This window comes from Paraflavitalea pollutisoli (genome assembly GCF_029360705.1).
Lineage (GTDB): Bacteria > Bacteroidota > Bacteroidia > Chitinophagales > Chitinophagaceae > Paraflavitalea > Paraflavitalea pollutisoli.
This window is the reverse complement of record NZ_JARKMX010000001.1, coordinates 586,896-606,849: the sequence shown is the minus strand read 5'-3', so window position 1 is coordinate 606,849 and position 19,954 is coordinate 586,896. Positions and strand designations below refer to the sequence as shown.

The window sequence follows — 19,954 nt, the reverse complement described above, 5'->3', positions numbered from 1 at the left end:
TAATGGCCGCTCCAAAAAAAGATGGGACATTTGTCCCGACCACTATGATTAGGACCAACCAGGAATTCCTGCAGCTCATCAAGCAATTGCCGGATATGCAAATGCTGACGGTACCGCCGGGCAAACAACTATTCAAACAGGACGAGCGCGCCCATCATGTTTATTTCATCAGCAGGGGTATTGCCAAATGTTATATCACGGAAGACAATGGCAAAGACTATATCCTCGAATTTTTCGGAGAAGGAGAGATCATCGGCGAACTGGAGCTGTTGCGGGATGCTCCTATTTTGAGCAATGTAGATGCCCTGACCGAGCTCACTTTATACAAAGCCGATAAGTATACCTTCTGGCAACTGATCGATACCAACAAAGATTTTAACCGGGTCATGCTGAAAGAGCTGGCTACCCGCGTCAGTCAGCTGGCCATCAGGGTATCTTACCAGCAATTGTATCCCGTTGAATACTCGGTATTGAAACTATTGTCGCTCTTTTCGCACGAGGAATTACCGCTGTCCAAACAAGACCTGGCAGATTATATGGCGATCACGGTGCGCAGCCTCAATCGCTCCCTGAAACAGTTGAAGGAAAGGCAATTTACGCCTCCCGAAGAACTCGAACTCTCGATCAGCAGCCAGGAAATAGAGAAACTGTTGCGGCGGTTTGAGGAAGCGTAGATGAATTCACCCCATGACCTCCTGAAAGGCCGACAGGTACTTATCGATGTACAGCTGCTTCGATTTTGATTTATACTGCACGATAAAGCGCGGATGCTCCAGCGCTACGATCTTCCCAAAGAAGTGTTCCTTGTCATTCAACTGGCGGAGAAACTTTTCATTCTTGCCGGTGCCAAAACAAAAACACACATCGGTCTTCACGCCCAGCGCAATCTGTTTGCGGATATTATCCACTATGAAATCATACACAGCATCCGTCAGCGCCGCGCTGTCGTAATAATTGTAGTTGACCTCTTTTCCATTCGGCGCTACCGAAGTAAACCCCAAGGGGCTCATGGAGTTGATATACATCTGCCCATAGAATTTCTCTACGCCGCCAAAAGCCTCGATCATCTCATACACAAATACCGAAGAGGGTTCATGCGTTTCTTTGCCTTCATAGGGAATACCACACTCTTTTTTCAATCGCTTCGTATCGGTAAAAGGAATACCGGTTACGCCGCCACCAAACCGGCCCGGATTGATGCCCAGGATCAGGTGACGCGGTTGATGATCGTCGTAAAACTTCTTGTAAAAGATGGAAGAAAGAGGCAGGATGTTGGGATCTTCCTGAAACGGATTCATGATGCGTATCCCTTTGGGCAGCTTACCATCGAAATGAACATGCTTATTGAAATAGATCACGCGGTCGGCAAAGCTGGCACTGGCCGGCAACTTTTTTTGAGCCATTTGATTACTTTGATTCTGCGAAAATAGCGCGTTTCCCTGGAGTCGCCTGCCTGGACAGATACGTTCCGCTGCCGGTTATTGACAAGAGTACCACACAAAACATTTGCACACCGGCACCAGGCAGACGAATCCCGCAACAATCCCAAAAGTTTATTGGATTTTAAGTGCCCGTGTATACTTTCATCTGGCGCCGCGTGTATCTTTAATCCTTTACCATCAACCGCCATTATAATACAGCAACATGCTCAAGAACATTCTATCCATTTCCTGCACCCTGCTGTTGATTGCATCGATCGCAGCCTGCTCGGCCACTAAAAAGCAAGCGCAGCAACCCGCCTCTACGGCTACGCCTGCCACTGGTCCCAAAGCTGCGCGGGAATTCCGCGCCGCGTGGGTCGCCACCGTCGCCAACATCAACTGGCCCAGCAAACCAGGCATACCCGTCGATCAACAGAAAAAAGAAGCCATTGCCCTGCTTGATTACCTCAAGACCAATAACTTCAACGCCGTCATATTCCAGGTAAGGCCGCAGGCCGATGCCCTGTACCAAAGTTCACTGGAGCCCTGGTCCTATTACCTCACCGGCACCCAGGGCAAAGCACCGAGTCCCTATTACGACCCGCTTCAATTTTGGGTAGAAGAAGCCCATGACCGCGGTATCGAACTGCACGTATGGCTCAACCCCTATCGGGCACACCATACCGTTGGCGGACCGGTATCCGACAGTTCCATCGTCAAAAAGAAACCCGAACTGGTCGTCAAGCTGAAGCAAGGCAATTACTGGTGGTTTGACCCCGCCCTGAAGGGCACACAAGACCATTCAGCAGCCGTAGTCATGGATATCGTAAAACGGTATGACATCGACGGTGTCCACTTCGACGATTATTTCTACCCTTACCCGGATTATAACGAAGGCGCCGACTTTCCGGATAGCGCCAGCTACGCCGCGTACAAGGCCGGTGGTGGTAAACTCGACCGGGGCGACTATCGCCGCAACGCGGTAAATGCGTTCATCGAAAGATTGTATAAAGAGATCAAGGCAGAAAAGAAACACGTAAAATTTGGACTGAGTCCCTTCGGCATCTGGCGGCCCGGCTATCCGGAATACGTTGCCGGTTTCGATCAATACAATGTATTGTATGCGGATGCGAAGCTTTGGCTCAACAAGGGCTGGATCGATTATTTCTCACCACAACTCTATTGGCCCATTAGCCGCCTGCAACAAAGCTTCCCCATCCTGCTGGGATGGTGGGCCGGGGAAAATACCGAAAACCGCCACCTGTGGCCCGGCATGAACGTAGGCACCGATACCAGTGTGCGCAATGTCAATGAGATCATCGGACAGATACTGACCACCCGCGCCATGGTCCCCAACAGCGTCGGCGCCATTCATTGGAGCATTTCGCAGCTTACGCAAAGTCCGTCCATGACTAAAGGGATCATTACAGGTCCTTATAAGCAGCAGGCCCTGGTGCCCGCCAGCCCCTGGCTCGACAACAAGGCTCCCGAGTCGCCCAACGTCACGATCGATCAATTGGGCGCCAGCATCAAAGTCAGCTGGACACATGCCGATGACAAAGATGTGTTCCACTACGTCGTATATGCCAAATACAAAGACCGCCTGGGCAAAGAATACTGGAAATACCAGATCATGAACCGCAAAGACCGCTCGACGGTACTGGAACTACCCGCCGACAAAAACCTGCCTTCCCATATCGTGGTGACGGCGGTAGACCGTAACGGCAATGAAAGCGCTTTTAAGGAAATAGAGAATACGATCAAATTTATCAATACGTCTGCCATCATCGTGCCCCGCGCGGGATGGCAGGCGGCTGCCGCGAAACCCTTTCGCACGCACAAGCCCGTACAATTGACCATTCACCACGAAGGCACCTTTTTCGACTCCACCAAGGATGCAGCAAAACACATTAAGAATGTACAAACCTGGGGTATGGGCAAAGACAGGAACTGGACGGATATTCCTTACCACTTTCTCATCGCACCTGATGGCACCATCTATGAAGGAAGAGATGTGTACACAGTAGGAGAAACCGCTACAGAGTACGATCCCGCCGGTCACCTGCTCATTTCCTGTCTGGGCAATTTTGAGACACAGGAAGTACCTAAAAAACAGCTGGAAGCGCTGACACAACTCATCGCCTGGTGTGTGAAAAAATATGATCTGCCTTTTGAGACCATCGCTTCGCACAAAGACCATTCGACGAAAACCGATTGCCCGGGCAAAAACCTCTACCAGTATTTGCAGAACGGATACATCAAAACAAGGGTCAAACAAATATTGAATTAAAGTCACTTTAGCATAGTATATCCATGCCCAACACGTAAAACCTTCATAGCATTGTACTTTGGCGAGCTTTCCACATCATTACCGCTACAAGTCACTTTCACCATCGCCATCCAGGCCTGCCGCTCGGGCAGGTCGATGGCGAGCAGGCAATTAGTATAAGCCCCCTTACCTTCATCAAACCTGTAGGTATCAGAAGTGATACTATCTACACGCAGCTCCTTATCACTACCCGGATCACCCCACAGCAGGATCAACTCAACCCAATAGCCGGTGGGTAGTTTGCTGTGTTTCGTCACACTTTTTCCCCCAACAGTAATACTCAGGTGAAGGCGACCGTTTTCGATATGCTCCTGGAGATGTCCTTTCGCCAATTTAGAGAACGTGTAATCGTCGGGCTGAAAATCGAGCTTACGCAGATGATCGTAGTTCATTTCGCCGTACTGTAAAAGCGATTTTTTGAATGCTCCGGCCATCTTCGTGATCAGACTTCCGGTATTCAAACAGGAAGTAACTGGTAATAGCCGGGCCGCCACTCTTTTGGCAGCCTCATTGGTGACGGCTGTATGGGCGGCACTTGCCTGCATGGCTGCATTCAGCGGACGATTGGTATTGTTCTTCCGCCAATACCCTGTACCATCTTTTTTCATAACCCAATGATGTCCGGCTTGAGAAGGTGGTCGATGTCCAGGTTTTTTCTTCTTAGGATTGAACTTCATGATTTGCAGTATCAATTACCACAATGTAATCAAAATACAAATAACTTAAAAACAAAATATGACGATTTACTGCCGAGCTCGTGCCGAGGTCATGCCGAGCTGATGCCGAGGTGCTGCACCGCTTTAGGTGGCCGGTTGGTCCTTGTTAGGTTGCCGGATCATCCCCTGTGCTCCGTCAGGGACGCCTCAGTAACCAGCCTACCAATCGCCTCTTAGAAGAGGGCGTTTAGGCAATATGTAGACAAGCTGGAGAATAACTTCAGGCATTATGCAGCGCTCTTGTACACAATCGGGCTGCGTACATATCCACTGCGAAGTACAAGATTTCGATCATGAACCATGATCGCCCCGCCCTCAAACACCTTACCGCCTTCGCAACCTCAGCTGCCTGCTTACCACTTTCCCATCAAAACATAATTTCCTGATAACATACTGCAATCATTCAATCCAGAAAACTGGGAGCATCTCCTTTATTAAAGCGCTGTTTTCGGTCCGAAACTTTACTGGTTCGAATTCGCTTCCACACTTTCCGCAAGCATGAAATGCAAGCAGCGAAAGATGCCTAAAAAAACGCTGCTTGGTAAATAGGTTCATTTACGAAACCGGTTTCGCAATAAGATAAAAGATAATATTTAGTTCTCATTAACTTAACCCATTGATAATCCGGTAAACGATCCATACCCCTGTTTTTCTAACAACTTTGCACCTCATTAAAAATTTAACGCCAAATGAAATTTATCAACCCACGGGTAACCATGTGGGGTGGACTGCTATTGCTGCACCTGCTCATGTATGCTACGGCATTTACCCAACAAAACCCAGCTACAGCCACTGGTATTGTACAAAATGAAACAGGCGCACCGATGCCCGGTGTTACTGTAGTCATTGCCAGCGAAAAATCATCTTTCAAGAAATCTGCACAGACCAACAGCAAAGGAGCATTCGAGTTTACACAACTCGATCCTACCGGCACTTTTACGTTTACCTTTTCACACATTGGTTATGCAGAGAAAACAATTACCGGCAGCAAGCCCGGCACAGCCAACACGATCACACTCCAGGTGACATTGGAACCTGCGGCCTCCAATACGGCCGCAGAAGTGGTAGTAGTAGGTTATGGTAAAGCATCCAAACGCGATGTGACTGGTGCCGTTAAATCGGTAAAAGCAGCCGACTTCAACCGTGGTATCATCAACTCGCCCGAAGAACTTCTGCAAGGCAAGGTATCCGGCGTAAATGTTACGTCTTCTACCGGTGAGCCCGGCGGCATGCAAAAAGTGACCATCCGTGGCCCGGGCACGTTGCGTGCAGACGCTCAACCTTTATATGTAGTAGATGGTATGGCCCTCGACAACAGCTCTACCGGCGGCGCTACCAATCCCCTCGCTTTTATCAACCCGCAGGATATTGAATCAATGGACGTGCTGAAAGACGCTTCTGCTACCGCCATCTACGGCTCAAGAGGCGCCAATGGCGTTGTAATTGTTACCACTAAACGTGGTAAGGCTGGCGCAAGCAACACTACCTATACGTTCGGCGGCGGTATCAGCAATATATCGCGCAAACTGCCCGTGTTCAGCGCTCCCGAGTTTCTGACACAAGTTGCGGCACTCGGTGGTACCGTAACCGACTTCAAAGGCAATACCGACTGGCAGGATGAGATCACCCGCACCGCCTATACCCAAAACCATAACCTGAGCATGGCAGGCGGTACCAACCGCTTCAACTACTTTGGCTCACTGGGTATGCAACAACAACAGGGTATCCTCAAAGGCAACGAGATCAAGCGTTATACAGGCCGTATCAACCTGACGCAAAAACTGCTCGACGATAAACTGACCATCGAAGTCAACCTGAGTGCCAACAACACTGTCAACAGACGCCCTAATATCGGCGGACTGATAGGTGGTGCGCTCTCCACCAATCCTACCCTGCCTGCTTTCGATGCGAATGGCAAGCCAACTGTATTCCTGACCGGCGTAAACCCCATGGCAACGCTCGCGCTCGAAAAAGACCTCACCACCATCAATCGCGTGTTGGGTAATATCAGTGGATCGCTGACCCTCGCCAAAGGCCTGGTATACAAACTCAACTTTGGTATCGATAACGCTACAGGTACCCGCGACATCCAATCACTGCCCAGCACAGAACTGGTGCGTCCGGGCCGTCTGGAAACATACAACAACGTTAACCGCAACCACCTGATCGAAAACTACCTGACCTATTCCAACAATTTCGGTCTGCACAAAATATCGGCATTGGCCGGTCACTCTTATCAGAAGATCTTTATTCAAACAAGAGCTACCAGCATCAACAACTTCGCCGTATCCGATATCGAGCCTATATACAATCCAGGCCTCGGTCAGGAACTGACACTGGCAAGTAACAAACCTTCCGGTTCTGCCTACGCCAATGAGCTGCAGTCATTCTTTGGAAGAGCAACTTATCAATACAATGACCGCTACCTGTTGACGGCAACCGTGCGCGCAGATGGTTCGTCGAAGTTTGGTGCCAACAACAAGTACGGTATATTCCCGTCCTTCTCGGCAGCCTGGATACTCTCTAAGGAAGCGTTCCTGGAAAACTCGATCTTCTACAACCTGAAATTGCGTGCTGGCTGGGGCCAGACGGGTACCCAGGAAATTCCACCCAAGATCACACAGGCCCTGTTTACCTCTACGGTATCAGGTACCACCAGCTATCCGCTTAATGGTACTGCCACCTTTCCTGCCGGCACCACTTATAGCCGTCTCGCCAACCCCGATCTGCAATGGGAAGTGTCTACCCAAACCGACCTCGGCGTAGATTTCGAATTCCTGAAAGGCGCCCTGAGCGGTACGGTAGATTACTTCAGAAAGGTATCTGAGAATATCCTGCTGCTTGTCATTCCTTCTGATCCCATCCAACCGGCTCCCGACACCTGGACCAATGAAAAGAACATGAACATCATCAACCAGGGTGTGGAATTGGATCTGAACTATCGTGGCAGCACGCGTGGCGGCTTCACCTACAATGTAGGCGGTAACATCACCTTCATCGACAACAAGGTGAAAAACTCACCTTACACGGTGATCACTTCAGGATTTGCGCAAGGGTCCGGTCTTACCAATAGCCCGGTGAACGGCTATGTGAACGGACAGCCCATCGGCACCTACTACCTGAGAGAGTTCATTGGCTTTGACAATACCGGTAAGAGCGTATATGCAGATATCAACAAAGACGGCAACTCCAATGACTATGACCGTGTTCCTGTAGGCACTGCGCTGCCAAACCGCACTTATAACCTCTATTTCACCCTGGGTTATAAAGGCTTCGATTTCTCTGCCAACTTCAACGGCGTTTCCGGCAATAAGATCTATGACAACACGGCCAATACCAGCTTTTACAAGTTGCTGTTGTCGAAAGGCGTAAATACAACCCCTGAGGCGATCAAGTATCCGGAAGAAGCGGTTACCAACAACGCACCGATCTCTTCCCGCTTCGTGAAAGACGGTAAGTACTTCCGCTTCAACAACTGTACACTGGGTTACAACTTCAACCCAGAATCGCTGGGCCTGTCCAAATGGGTATCTTCCCTTCGCCTGTCCTTTACCGGTCAAAACCTCTTCGTGATCACTCCGTACGACGGATATGATCCGGAAGTTAATATCGATCGCCAGGACAAGGGTGTATCCTCTTATGGCATCGACTACCTCAGCTATCCCAAGGCAAGATCATTCCTTGTTGGTGTTAACGTAACATTCTAAAGCGCACGATCATGAAAAAGAATAAACTTATACTTCCCGTCATTATAGCTGCGTTGGCAGCCGGTACTGGTTGTACCAAACTGAACGAAACGATATTGGATGAAACCTCCTCATACGGTAAAACCGATAAGGAAATAGCAGAAGGCATCATCGCCCCCGTGTACGCCAACCTGCCCAGCATCTTCCAGCATACCACTTACCTGACCATGCAGGAAATATCTACCGACGAGGCGATCCTCCCTTACCGGGGCGGTACCGATTGGGGTGATAATGGTATTTACCTCTCGATGCATACGCATAACTTTACCACCACCGATCCGAATATCCGCAACACGTGGACCTTTTTAACCCAGTCAATCTCCCGGTCGCTGACAGCCATCACCACGCTGCCGACCACCAAAGATCCTTCTGCCAAAACATTCCTGGCGGAAGCGAGAGGGATGCGTGCGTACTACAATATGATGCTGCTCGATCTTTTTGGTATTGTGTTCGTAAAAGAAGACCCTACCGCCTTGTCGAAGATCGTTCGTGGTAGTGAAGCTGTAGAATACATCAAATCTGAGTTGCTTGCCGCTGAGCCTAACCTGGAAAGCAATGTTACACAAGGACGTCTGTCGAAAGAAGCCTGCTGGGGTTTACTGGCACGCTTGTACCTCAACAGTGCTGTGTATACCAATATTTACGGTGCCCAGTTTACCTTCGCTGCAGCCGATATGGACAAGGTGATCGAATACACCGACAAGATCATCGCCAGCAATAAATACCAGCTTTCTGCAGAGTATTTCTCCATCTTCGACGACAACAACGACACCAACAAGGAGATCGTTTTTGCTGTAGACCAGCGTGCCGAACTCAACGGTCACAACCGGATGGCTTATTTCTCCCTCTCCGGCGACCAATGGCCCCTGCCCGACTACATCAATGCCAACGGAACGGATGGCCCTGCCATTACCTCCGATTTCTACCGGAGCTGGGTAAATGCCTATGGCGCTGTTGATCCTGCCGTAGCCGACCCCCGCTTTTATAAAGAAAACCTCTCGATCTATAGCAATCCGGCCGACAGCTGCGTACCCGCTGCGCAGTTCAAGATCAACCGCGGCATCCTGCGCGGCCAGCAATATGGATTGATCAAGAGAAACAGCGCCTTCGTAAAATGTGCGAATGGCAATATGAAAGTAGGTCCGTTGTTCCACGATTCCCGCAACCGGGGCACATTGGCGGTGAACTTTACCGAAAAAGTTGACTACACCACCGATGGCAGTAACTATCCATCCGGCTACCGGGTATCGAAATATGAGTACAGCCGCAAATCGGTGAGTGGCCGTAACTTCGGCGAAGCCAATATCGTGATCCTGCGCCTGGCGGATGTATACCTGATGCGTGCAGAAGCCAAACTGCGTAAGAACAATGATGCAACCGGAGCGCTGGCCGATGTAAACATTGTAAGAGCTGCCCGTACCGCCCGTCAGGTACCGCCAGCATTGACCAGTATGAGCCTCGACATTCTCTTCCGCGAGCGCGGCTTCGAATTGTATTGGGAATGCCTGCGCAGAACCGATATGATCCGTTTTGGCAAATACGAAGGCACCTGGACGGAAAAGAACAACACTGATGTTAAGAAGCGCATCTTCCCCATTCCGCAAACGGCTGTTGATGCTGCTGCAAACATCCCCGGTTACATGAAGCAAAATGATAGCTATTGATACGATGGTCTGCCTGCCGCTAAGGATCAGGCAAAGCTCATTCATCATGTAGTGGTACAACATAAACAAAGGCCGCCCCGGATCCGGGGCGGCCTTTGTTTATTGAAACAGTCAGTGTCTGCCAGTTATTATTGAGCGAGATATCCCCCATCTACATTGTAGTAGGAGCCCGTTACGAAGGAAGCCTTGTCGGAAGCCAACCACAAAGCCAGCTCAGCCACTTCTTCCGATTTGCCGAGCCGGCCCATGGGGTGCAAACCAACCAGTGCTTTCATTTGTGCTTCATTCAGATTTTTGGTCAGCAACGGGGTCGTGATATAACCCGGCCCGATGGAATTGACTCTGATATTTTTGTCGGCATACTCGAGGGCTGCTGCTTCGGTAAGACCGATCACACCATGTTTCGCAGCGGCATAAGCCGCCGAGAACTTTGTACCGACCTTTCCCAGGATAGAAGCCATATTCACAACATTCCCGCCACCCGATGTCAGGATCGCAGGCAGCTGATACCGCATACCATAAAATACACCGGAGAGATTGATCCCGATCACCTTATCCCAGCCATCAATAGGATACTCACCGGTTAATGCCTGTGGACCACCAATACCAGCGTTGTTCACTGCAATATGCAAACCGCCAAAGGCCTTCACCGTCTGCTCTACCAATGCCTTGCTATCACCCGGCATTGAAGTATCCGCCTTGACGAAAATGGCTTCTCCTCCTTTGGCTTTGATCGCAGCCACTACCGATTCACCATGTGTTGCGTCAATATCAGATACTACCACCCTGGCACCCTCACTGGCAAACAATTCAGCAATAGCCTGACCAATGCCGGAGCCGGCGCCTGTAACAATCGCTACTTTCTTGTCTAATGTTTTCATCGTTGTAGATTTAAATGAAGTATTGACCAATTGACGGCGGGAAGAGTGGTTGATAGAAAAACAGGCAGGCAACTTACTGAATATTATTACTGGCACCAGATCCTGTTGCATGCTGCCGTCAATTAAATAAATAACGTATCAACAAGAAAAATGATCGTTGTTGCAGCTACTAAATGAGGCAGCCCACTGCCTGTATCCGACAAAGAAAGAAGCCGCCCTACAATGCGGACGGCTCTTTGATGCATACACACATGTGACCAAACTACTTATTGATACCCGCCGAAATACTTTACCGGACTCCAGGAAGGAATCACGGGCAGCGCAGCGGGTGCTATTGTCTTGAAGTGGCTATCCCCATACACCACCTTTCCATCTACGATCGTCAGCGAAGCGGCAATGGATTTGATCTCTTCGTCCGTCACACTGAAATAATCTTTATTGAGGATAACCAGGTCTGCGGCATTACCAGCTTTGATGCTGCCTTTTCCTTTTTCCTTGATCAGTCCCCAGCCACCTGCCGTCAGCAATTGCAAGGCGGTATGTCGGTCCAGCGTTTTGTCCTTTGCCATCACAGCAGTGCCTCCAATGGTATTACCTGATGTGATCCAGTACAAGGCTATCCAGGGATTGTAGCTCGCTACCCGTGTACCATCCGTACCCAGGCCAACTGGCAGCCCCAGTTCCAGCATCCGCTTTACGGGTGGTGCCGCCAGTGCGGCTTTCTTTCCGTAACGGTGAATAAAACTCTCACCCTGGTACGCCATTCTGTGTTGTACGGCGATACCACCGCCAAGGGCTTTGATACGTTGCAGATTGGCCTCACTGATCGTTTCCGCATGATCAATAAACCATACCAGGCCATTCAAGGGTGTTTCTTTATTAACTGCTTCTATTACATCCAGGTCGCGGCTGATGCTTTCATTGTAGGTCGCATGCAGGCGGAACGGCCAGCGTTTTTGTACCAACAGGCTAATAACATTTTTGAGGTTGCCTTCCATACTGGCCGGCAGCTCGGGGCGGGGGAATTGAAAATTCTCGAAGTCGGCGGCGTCTGCCACCAGGTTCTCTCCACCTCCACCAACATAATAATCGACTTCATTCACGCCATTATGGCCATGATGGTCGATCTCCACCATGCCTGTCCATCGCTGGTAATCGTTCAGTTCGGTTCCTTTCTTCTGGGCGAAGAGAAAATAGGGAAGTCTTACCGTGATCTTGCCCAGCTTGTTCAATGAATCGGTGATGGCGTAGTCATCCGGAAAATTCTGGAAGCCACCACCCGCATCCATAACAGCCGTCACACCCAGGCGATTCAGTTCAGTCATGTATTGGAGCGTAGAGTTAACTTTCTCTTCGGTCGTCAACTCAGGCAATTTGGCCAGCGTAGAATACAGGATAAAAGCGTTGGGCTCTGCCACCAACAAGCCGGTCGGGTTACCATCGTTGTCTTTCTCGATCAAACCACCAGGTGGGTTGGGCGTATCGCCATTGATGTTGAGTTGAGCAACACCCGCCTTGTTGAGCCAGGCTTTACCATACAGGTATAATACAAACGTGGGCACATTGCCGGTGGCGGCGTTGATCTCTTCCAGGGTCGGCAATCTTTTTTCGGCAAACTGGTATTCGTTCCAGCCACCAACCACCCGTATCCATTGACCCGGCGGCGTACGTTGCGCCTGTTCCTTCAGCATGGCCAATGCACGTTGCAAGCTGGTCACACCATCCCAACGCAACTCCGTATTGTAAAAACGTCCGCCGCGGATCACATGCAGGTGACTGTCGAACAGGCCCGGGATGACCCGCCTACCGCCGGCGTCAATAATTTTTGTTTGTTTGGTCTTCAGTTTCAGCACTTGTTGGGCGGTACCCGTCAGCAGTATTTTGTTGCCGGCAATGGCCACAGCTTCTACTTCTTCTTTTCCTTCACCCGTGGTCACCTTAGCATTGGTAACAATGATGTCTGCTTTTTGCTGTGCCAGAGTTGGTTTAGTGCCCAACAGCATAGCAGGCAGCAAAACACCCAGGATCATTCGTATCGTATCATTCGTTTTCATTGCAGTAATATTCACTCGTCTAAAAATCCGTAATCATGCTATTGAAACATGTAGCTCTTTAAAAACAAGAGGGCAGCCGTGCTGCCCTCATTACAACATCAACTTATCATTAGTGTTTCAGCATTTCATGAGCATACTGGATGCCGATGCCATAAGCACCGCCGTATTTCTTAACAAGGGTTGTAACAGGTCCATAGGTTTCAGCTCTTGCCCAGTCACGTTGCAGTTCGAGCAGGTACTGGATCGCAGTGATGGGTTTTACACCAGCCTGGATCATCCGTTGAATAGCCATTTCATGTGCTTCCGTGCTGACGTCGCCGCTGGCATCGGTGATCACATAAACGTCATATCCTTCTGCTTTGGCCGAAAGGGCGGGGCCTACGATACAAACACTGGTCCAGAGTCCAGCCAATACGATCTTCTTTTTGCCTTTATCAACGATCGCTTTGTGTGCATTCACATCTTCCCAGCTGTTCATCGTGGTGCGATCGATGTAATTCGTTTTATTGGCGGGGTAAAACTCAGTTACTTCCGGAAACAATGGACCGCTGAATGATTTCTCTGCCACCGTTGTGACAACCGTAGGCACTTTAAAGATGGTGGAAGCGCCTGCAACCAACCCTGTATTGTTTCTCAGTTGTTCGATGGCAATGTTCTTCACCGCAAAACCCATCTGACTTTCGTGATCGATCAGTACCAATGCGTGGTTGGTGGGTGTCAGTAACTCGGGTGAAGGTTTTTGAGCGGTGGCTGTAAATCCAATAACAGTCAGTGAGAGCAAGGCGGCGATTGACTTCAAGGTCGTTTTCATGATCTTCTTATTTAAGTTTTGTTAGGTTTATTATCTGTTTCATTCAATTTGATAACACAAAATTATATCAGTGCGTAACCGGCAACAAGTGACAATTGGGGGATAGTGTTGTATAATTTATCGAAGCCAAGAAGTAGATTATCAAACTCTTAATGTAGATTAAGAAATCGCCTGCCAGAGGTCGCTTCATCACTATCAACCATAAAAGATTACCTTAACAGTATGGTGAACAGAGATACTCCGGCGATCATCAGACTCTTTAATGCGAACAGGGAGCAAGCAGTACTGCCACTGAAGTATGAGGCGATGGCCATCGATGCCTTCCGGTTCTTTCGCGGTACCTGCCACTTGTTTTACCATGACCTGCTGCAGGCATATCCGTTTTCCACTTCGCCAGGCACCTGGATCTGTGGCGATCTTCACCTGGAGAATTTCGGCAGCTATAAAGGCGGCAATAAATTGGTGTACTTCGACATGAACGATTTCGATGAAGGTATGCAGGCCCCGTTGCTATATGATCTGTCGCGTTGCCTGGTATCTTTAGAGCTCGCCACCGCCGAAATAGGTCTTACCTACAAAGAAAAAAAGAAGCTGGTACAGCAGTTACTGCAACAATACCGGTTTGCATTGATCCGCAACAAGGCTTTCAACATCGAAAAGGAAACTGCCGCAGGGCTTATCAAAAAGCTCATCAACAAAGTGAGCGAGCGTAAACGGGGCGACCTATTGCGTGAGCGAACCAACAACAAGGCCTCCGGCGCCAAATTGCTGTTGGATAAAAAATTGCTGGCAATCGACGCCCCCCTGAAAAAAGACCTGATCAAAACATTTGCAGCAACGGCTGCCACAGGCTATCACGCAGGCTATAAAATGGTAGATGCCGGCTTCCGTATTGCAGGCACCGGCAGTATTGGCCTCAAACGATATCTCTGCCTGTTGGAAAACAAGGAAGACCCACGCAAAAAAAGATTGATCGACCTGAAGCTGGCCACAGCTTCCTGCATTCCACTACCGGCAGGAGTTGTTCAACCCAGCTGGCAGCAGGAAGCGGACCGTATCATTGGCGTACAGGACATGATGCAACATGTAACCCCCGCTTACCTGACGCCCTTCGTATTCCGGGATGAATGGTATGTAGCACGTGCCATCCAGCCCACTGCCGATAAGATCGATCTCGATAGTGCCTGGCAGCAAACCAATCGTGTAGTTCAATACCTCTCGGACCTGGCCATGCTGATAGCATCTGCCCACCTGCGCAGCAGCGGCAGACAGGGAGCTGCCACCGCCGATGCATTGAAGGCATTTGCCGTCGATGCCGCCTGGGAAAATACGGTGCTCGACTGGGCTTCCGCTTATGCCAAACAAGTTGCCAAAGACTACACCATTTTCTGCGAAGCCTTGAAAGATGGTTATTTTAATTAATAGGGGCATTGATCAAAAAAGGGTGCCTCTTTTGCAGAGACACCCTGGATTGAATGGGAGATTAAACCTTAACCTAACATAAACTATTATTTTGCGGCCTTCTTCTTATTTGCCTTATAACGCATGTCTGGAGTACCATCTTTCTTGGCAGGTCCGGATGCTTTGGCCTGATTGGCTTTGTAGCGTTTATCCGGTGTACCATCTTTCTTTACAGGGCCTGCTGCCTTTTCGTCTTTGGCAGGCTTTTCGGGGATAGCCGGTGTGGTTGCTTTCGCATGTTCCTTGTTGACGGACGCTTTATCTTCTTTTTTTGCCTGTGTTGTGGCGGTCTTGGTGGCAGGTGCCGTTTGAGCTACTGACGCCGCATGGAAACCGATGATGACGAGGATGGCTAAGAGTACTTTTTTCATGTTATGTGATTTATCGTTTTGTAAAGATACTGGTACAAAATCCCGGCTTTTCAACCATTCGGTGAATCGGCAAAATCAGTCGTTTTATGATGCCATAGTTCCGCTCAGTTGCTTGACATTTCCTGTCCGCTTGAGTACACCCCAACCCTGCCCTTCTCCCTTCACAGCCTTCCGGATTGACCGGAACAGGATCACGTACATCAGCTGACGGTATACCAACCGTTGCGGTATGAGCCAAACCAGCTTCGCTGGCTTCTCTTTCTCAAAAATGAAGGCCACCACACTCACCAGTACGTCTACGGCGAAAAACACCAGGTAATAAAACAGGATCTTGTGCATACTACCCGGGTCGTGCCGGTTCCAGAACAGGCTCAGCACGAACATAACATCTGCTAACGGCGCCAATACCGGCAATATTATCTGGAACAGCAGAATATTGGGCAGCGATACCATACCCAGCGCCTTATAGCGGGGATTGAAACAAGCGTCCCTGTTCTTCCAGAATGCCTGCATCACCCCATACGACCAACGGAAACGTTGTTTCATGAACTGCTTTAATGTTTCCGGCGCCTCTGTGACCGCGATGGCTTCGGGACAATTCACCACGTGATAGCCACTACGTAAGATCCGGATGGTAAGATCGCAATCTTCCGCCAGCGTATCGGTGGTAAACCCACCGGCTTCTTCAATGGCTGCTTTACGGAAAGCTCCGATAGCTCCAGGTACTACGGTAATGCCATTAATGAGATCGAAGGCCCGGCGATCGAAATTCTGCGCAGTCGTATATTCGATGCTTTGCCAGCGGGTCAACATGTTATTTTCATTACCCACCTTCACGTTACCGGCAACGGCACCAATGAGCCGTACAGTATTGCCGGCCGTTTCGGGCACCTCAAACTTCCGCATCAACTGGCTTACTGCATCCTGCTTCAATTGTGTATCGGCATCGATACAGATGACAAACGCCCGGGTTGTTTGGGACAGGCCATAATTGAGGGCCGATGCTTTGCCGCCATTGGGCTTGGTCAACACACGTACACGTTCGTTGCCCGCAAAGGCTGCTGACACGATCTCAAAAGTCTTGTCTTTGGACCCGTCGTCTACAAACAGGATATCGAAATGGGGGTAGTCTTGCTGCAGCAGGGTTTCGATGGTCTTCACCGCATTGATCGCTTCATTATAGGCAGGCACAATAATGCTGACTGTCGGCTGAGCTGCTGCATTGGCAAATGGTATTGCAGACAACTGCCTTGCTGCCCTGCTCGATCTGATCCTCTGCAGGATGGCCATCACAGCCATCGCTCCAATACGCACAAAGCCCAGTACGATGGCCACCCAGAAGGCGGCAGTCAGGAAGTGGCCGAGCCAATAACCAACTGTAGCAATACGTCCGTTCCAGGCAACCAATGAATTGTTCACCGGCGGCATCACCTCATCCCGGGTTTTACCCAGCAGGCCAGCAATGGTAGTAAAGGCAATACCATGTTGCTTGAAATAATGAATAATACGGGGCAATGCATCCACCGTTGCCTGCCGATTGCGACCAGCATCGTGTAAGAGAATAATGCCCTTGGAAGGATTTTCCTCATACTCCCGGATGGTTCGGTTGTACACACTATCCGCATTCACACCCGGCTCCCAATCGTTGGGATCGATGCTTTCTCCGATCGTATAATAGTTTTGTTGTTTACTGAGGCTGATGGGGCGCAATTCCGCGTCGGTAGACGGCTCCGAATCGGCATTATAAGGGGCTCTGAACAGTACTGTACTCCTGCCGGTAATGGCTTCTATCAGCAATCTGGTGGCTTCCATTTCCGTTCCTGCCCGCTCTGCGCTGACGGCAGCAATGTTGGGATGGGTGAAAGTATGGTTACCGATCTCATGTCCTTCCCGGTAGATCCTTTTCAACAAAGGCAGGTTGTTCTCCGCCTGCACACCGATCACAAAAAAGGCAGCGGGTACCTGCTCCTTTTTAAGAATGTCCAGTACCTGGGGAGTATAGGTAGGATCAGGTCCATCATCGAAGGTGAGGGCAACCTGCTTGTGTACCACACCATATTTCCTGATCACATAGCGGGTAGGTAACTGCACATATTGTTGTTCACCGATCAGCCCCTCGGTAGTATCTACCGACAGATTGATCTTACCTGGTTGTGGGTCGGTAAGTACATTGAGCACTTCGCCATCTCCAATATAATCGGGCCGCTCTACCGCTGTCTTGACCAGTTTTAATTTACTGTAGTCGAAAGGATGTGCTGCCAATGCTTTATTGGTCAGGTTACGACTGTAGAAGGTCCAGATGCGGTCATCTTCGCTACCCAGCCGCCACAAAGCGGTACCGGCTGTTCCGTATTCATCAGCAAACCGCACCGTGTTGAAATTAGTAGCTGCATCATTGAAGTACACGTCATGCGGCAACCCATTTGCATCGGTATATTGATAGTGGTTGGAATAGGAAGTATTGTCGAATCCGATCATCGCGTTGTACTGCCTGGCACCCGCCAGCGCCTGCTGGTAAGTAACCGTTCCGCCTTCCATATGCCGGGGCCAGTCATATCCGTAGGCGGCTACACAAAGTATCAATTTATCGGTGGGCACACCACTGGCTGTTTCATCCAACACCTTTTCGACCCATTGCTGGCCGCTGACGCTGCCCGGCACGCTGGTCGCATAATGTTCATCATAAGCCATCAGGAACATGTAATCATTGTGGGCCTGCAATGCCTTTACATTGAAGTCGGCATCATGCGGCATTATATCCTGTGTTACCAGGTACCCTTTGGCATGCAATCGCTCATACAATGCTTTCTGGAAAGCAATAATGGGTTCATCGCTGTTTTCCTTAAAATCTTCGAAGTCGATATTGATGCCCTGAAGCTGGTACTGGTCAAGGTACTTTACGATATCGTTGATCAGTCTTTCCCGCTTTTGGGGATTGTGCAGTATGCGGTGCATCATATCACCATCGAAAGCACCTTCGCCCAGGGATTCGTTGGTGTTGTTGATCAGGGGAACGATCCTCACCTGCTTTTGCTTCATCAACTCCAAAGCCTCCTGGTCTATTTCCACCCGGAGGGTATCGGTTGCCGGGTCGATGAAGAACCATTCCGGTACCACCATATTGAGTTGATCGATGTGCTGCTGCAGAGAGTAAAAAGACTGCGGGTCCCAGTCTACATAAAAAGCGGCCCGTACCTGGTGTTTGGTCAGGTGCGGGGCCGTCGGATGCTTTGTCAATTGTTCATTCTTATCCTTCGCCCTCAAAAAAGCATCAAAGCCTTTGTATTTCTTAGTTTCTTTTTTATTGAAGCCGGCTGGCTCTACCGGATGTGGCAATTCATGTAATGCATCGGCTTTACTGGCCAACAAGGGCAAGCCGGGCTTTAATCCACGCGCAAGGGTGACGATCACCACAGGTATCATCAATACCAGGGCAAACACTACCAGGCGGCTGGTCCACTGAAAGGCCCGCCAGCGCCATTTACTAGTTGTTTGGAAGACCTGTTTTTCGCTGCTCATACTAGGTTAAGTTTTGTCCGTTCAATCCGGAGTCAAAACTATCTCTCCTTACAGGTGTGTCAAAGCCGCAATCGGTGGGCGGGCAAAAACGGTCGTCGGAAGCCTTATTCGTTCACCATGCCACTGGAAAGGTTGGCAAAGGTACCGGATGTGCAACCGGCCTTGTCGGAGGCCATAAAGGCGGCCATATATCCCACTTGCGCCAGGGTAGGATGTTTGCCGCCCACCAGGTTGCGGTGCACAAACTTCCACTCTTTCATACGCTGATCGGCTATGGGATCGTTCACAAAAGTTTGGTCGATGCTCTCCTGCGACTCAGGCGATCCGGAAGAGTGTAAGTAGACGGTCCTTACGCCGTGCGGCCCCAACTCAGCCGCCAGTGTTTTAGAAAGGGCCTCGATGGCGGCCCAGGCAGGGCCAAACCCCGTAGTATACGGGATGGGAATATGGCTGGGGATGGCAGTGATCATCATGATCACGCCGGCGCTTTGTTGTACCATGTATTTGGAAGCGGCATTGGCCGTGAGAAATTGCGACTTGGTATAATGTTCCAGCGGCAGGAAGAAATCCTCCCAGGTGATTTCATTCAAAGCCGCTCCCTGCTTGCCGCCTGTTACGTTGGTGGCACAAAAGGTAATATCGATCCGGCCAGCCTGGGCTGCCACCCCGGCTACGAAAGTAGACACAGACTGCTGATCAAGTACATCTACCACACCGGCTGTCGCTTGCCCCCCCTCCTGCTGGATAGCCGCCACCAGTTTAGCGGCTCGCCCTTCCGTGCGGGCACCGATGAATACCCGCGCACCTTCTCTGGCAAAAGCCTGGGCGATGGTACGCCCGATCGATCCGGCGCCATAGACGATGGCTACTTTGTCTTGCAGTAAACTTTCCATGGTCATGCTCCGCGTTGTTTATACGCGGTCACTAAATATAAGACAGCCGATGTGACCACACAGGGGTCAGGCACGACAATCAATAGGG

General features: G+C 50.0%; 13 protein-coding genes. 5 read left to right on the top strand and 8 right to left on the bottom strand.

Features of this window, described 5'->3' with window-relative positions; genetic code table 11:
• Positions 1-44 precede the first annotated feature (44 nt).
• A complete protein-coding gene (locus tag P2W70_RS02550) occupies positions 45-674 on the top strand; it encodes a Crp/Fnr family transcriptional regulator (RefSeq protein ID WP_276479855.1) in 630 nt (209 codons plus the stop codon).
• 6 nt (positions 675-680) lie between these two features.
• Here P2W70_RS02550 and P2W70_RS02545 read toward each other — a convergent pair whose 3' ends face one another.
• Positions 681-1,403 carry an SMUG2 DNA glycosylase family protein gene (locus tag P2W70_RS02545; RefSeq protein WP_276479854.1) on the bottom strand — a complete coding sequence of 241 codons (723 nt, stop codon included), beginning with the start codon at positions 1,401-1,403 and terminating at the stop codon, positions 681-683.
• 241 nt (positions 1,404-1,644) lie between these two features.
• On the opposite strand from P2W70_RS02545, the gene P2W70_RS02540 reads away from it, so the two are divergent.
• Positions 1,645-3,711, top strand: a complete 2,067-nt coding sequence (locus P2W70_RS02540) for a family 10 glycosylhydrolase (protein ID WP_276479853.1) — start codon at positions 1,645-1,647, stop codon at positions 3,709-3,711.
• A 2-nt stretch (positions 3,712-3,713) separates the two neighbouring features.
• Here P2W70_RS02540 and P2W70_RS02535 read toward each other — a convergent pair whose 3' ends face one another.
• Positions 3,714-4,358, bottom strand: a complete 645-nt coding sequence (locus tag P2W70_RS02535; protein ID WP_276479852.1) for a hypothetical protein — start codon at positions 4,356-4,358, stop codon at positions 3,714-3,716.
• 797 nt (positions 4,359-5,155) lie between these two features.
• Here P2W70_RS02535 and P2W70_RS02530 point away from each other — a divergent pair.
• The gene (locus tag P2W70_RS02530) at positions 5,156-8,173 is read left to right on the top strand and encodes a SusC/RagA family TonB-linked outer membrane protein (protein ID WP_276479851.1); all 3,018 of its coding nucleotides are present in this window, start codon (positions 5,156-5,158) and stop codon (positions 8,171-8,173) included.
• An 11-nt stretch (positions 8,174-8,184) separates the two neighbouring features.
• Complete coding sequence (locus P2W70_RS02525; RefSeq protein WP_276479850.1) at positions 8,185-9,876, top strand: RagB/SusD family nutrient uptake outer membrane protein; 1,692 nt, start codon at positions 8,185-8,187, stop codon at positions 9,874-9,876.
• A gap of 128 nt (positions 9,877-10,004) precedes the next feature.
• Here P2W70_RS02525 and P2W70_RS02520 read toward each other — a convergent pair whose 3' ends face one another.
• From P2W70_RS02520 to P2W70_RS02510, 3 genes are all read right to left on the bottom strand, one after another.
• Positions 10,005-10,757: an SDR family NAD(P)-dependent oxidoreductase gene (locus P2W70_RS02520; protein WP_276479849.1), complete on the bottom strand. Its 753-nt coding sequence runs from the start codon at positions 10,755-10,757 to the stop codon at positions 10,005-10,007.
• A 266-nt stretch (positions 10,758-11,023) separates the two neighbouring features.
• The gene (locus tag P2W70_RS02515) at positions 11,024-12,811 is read right to left on the bottom strand and encodes an amidohydrolase (protein WP_276479848.1); all 1,788 of its coding nucleotides are present in this window, start codon (positions 12,809-12,811) and stop codon (positions 11,024-11,026) included.
• A gap of 109 nt (positions 12,812-12,920) precedes the next feature.
• Positions 12,921-13,622, bottom strand: a complete 702-nt coding sequence (locus P2W70_RS02510) for a hydrolase (protein ID WP_276479847.1) — start codon at positions 13,620-13,622, stop codon at positions 12,921-12,923.
• A gap of 222 nt (positions 13,623-13,844) precedes the next feature.
• Here P2W70_RS02510 and P2W70_RS02505 point away from each other — a divergent pair, with 222 nt between their 5' ends.
• Positions 13,845-15,044: a DUF2252 domain-containing protein gene (locus P2W70_RS02505; RefSeq protein WP_276479846.1), complete on the top strand. Its 1,200-nt coding sequence runs from the start codon at positions 13,845-13,847 to the stop codon at positions 15,042-15,044.
• Positions 15,045-15,130: 86 nt separating this feature from the next.
• Here the strand turns inward: P2W70_RS02505 and P2W70_RS02500 are convergent, their stop codons facing one another.
• The 3 genes from P2W70_RS02500 to P2W70_RS02490 all read right to left on the bottom strand — a co-directional run bounded on the left by P2W70_RS02500 (position 15,131) and on the right by P2W70_RS02490 (position 19,866).
• Complete coding sequence (locus tag P2W70_RS02500) at positions 15,131-15,454, bottom strand: hypothetical protein (protein WP_276479845.1); 324 nt, start codon at positions 15,452-15,454, stop codon at positions 15,131-15,133.
• 84 nt (positions 15,455-15,538) lie between these two features.
• Entirely contained in the window at positions 15,539-18,973 is a 3,435-nt protein-coding gene (locus P2W70_RS02495) for a trifunctional glycoside hydrolase family 18/polysaccharide deacetylase/glycosyltransferase family 2 protein (protein WP_276479844.1), read from the bottom strand.
• A 104-nt stretch (positions 18,974-19,077) separates the two neighbouring features.
• The gene (locus tag P2W70_RS02490) at positions 19,078-19,866 is read right to left on the bottom strand and encodes an SDR family NAD(P)-dependent oxidoreductase (RefSeq protein WP_276479843.1); all 789 of its coding nucleotides are present in this window, start codon (positions 19,864-19,866) and stop codon (positions 19,078-19,080) included.
• Positions 19,867-19,954: the final 88 nt, after the last annotated feature.